This window comes from Hymenobacter agri (genome assembly GCF_054778495.1).
On the sequence record NZ_BAAGZM010001131.1, the window covers coordinates 1 to 777 of the forward strand.

2 protein-coding genes and 1 pseudogene are annotated in these 777 nt (G+C 61.6%); all 3 read left to right on the plus strand.

What is annotated here, in order from left to right; genetic code table 11:
• Positions 1–38 precede the first annotated feature (38 nt).
• A pseudogene (locus tag ACYVDE_RS24905) lies at positions 39–107 on the plus strand (hypothetical protein); the annotation flags it as partial.
• Between the two features lie 48 nt (positions 108–155).
• Positions 156–362 carry a hypothetical protein gene (locus ACYVDE_RS24910; RefSeq protein WP_460504203.1) on the plus strand — a complete coding sequence of 69 codons (207 nt, stop codon included), beginning with the start codon at positions 156–158 and terminating at the stop codon, positions 360–362.
• Entirely contained in the window at positions 319–768 is a 450-nt protein-coding gene (locus ACYVDE_RS24915; protein WP_460504202.1) for an IS1 family transposase, read from the plus strand. The genes ACYVDE_RS24910 and ACYVDE_RS24915 overlap by 44 nt, the downstream gene beginning before the upstream one ends.
• Positions 769–777 lie beyond the last annotated feature (9 nt).

A 777-nucleotide genomic window follows, 5' to 3' on the forward strand; every position in this document is an offset into this window, starting at 1 on the left:
GGCGGTGGTCTAAGTGAGGATGAACACGTATAAGGTTGATGGTAACAACTCAGCATACGTGCGCCAAATGCGGCAGCGCGCAAATTCAGCGCAACGGCCACAGTGGCGGGCATGCCCGCTACCGCTGCACGAGTTGCGGGCACCAGGCCCGGTTTGTGCCCGCCGCCGCCGAGCGGGCAGCCCGCTATAGCCAGGTCGAGAATCTGCTAGCCGAGCGCAACTCGCAACGTAGCATCGTGCGCGTGACGGGCGTCTCGCGCATGACGGTGGCCAAATTGGCAAAAAAAAGCGCAGCAAGTCAGCCCGGTACTGCCGCGTTTGCGCTCGAAGAAGGCGCAACAAAAACGGTGGGAGGCACTTGAACTGGACGAAATGTGGACGTTTGTGGGCCGCAAACGGCGCAAGGTGTGGCTTTGGTTGGCCGTCGAACGCGCCAGCCGCCGCGTCGTGGCGTGGGTGTTGGGCCGGCGCGATGCGGCCACGGCTCGCCGCCTTTGGGCGGCCCTGCCTAGGCGCTACCGCCGCCATTGCTGGTATTTTACGGACCTGTTTCCGGCCTATGCCCAGGCCTTGCCCACCGGTCCGCATCGGCCTTGCCCGAAAGGCGAAGGCCAAACCAACATCGTTGAAGCACTCAATTGCTCCCTGCGCCAGCGCTGCGGCGTGTTGGTACGCAAATCCTGCTCCTTTAGCAAATCACTGCGCATGCACGCAGCCCGAATTAAAATTTGCATCGACCGACATAATCACAGAACCATCCTCACTTAGACCACCGCC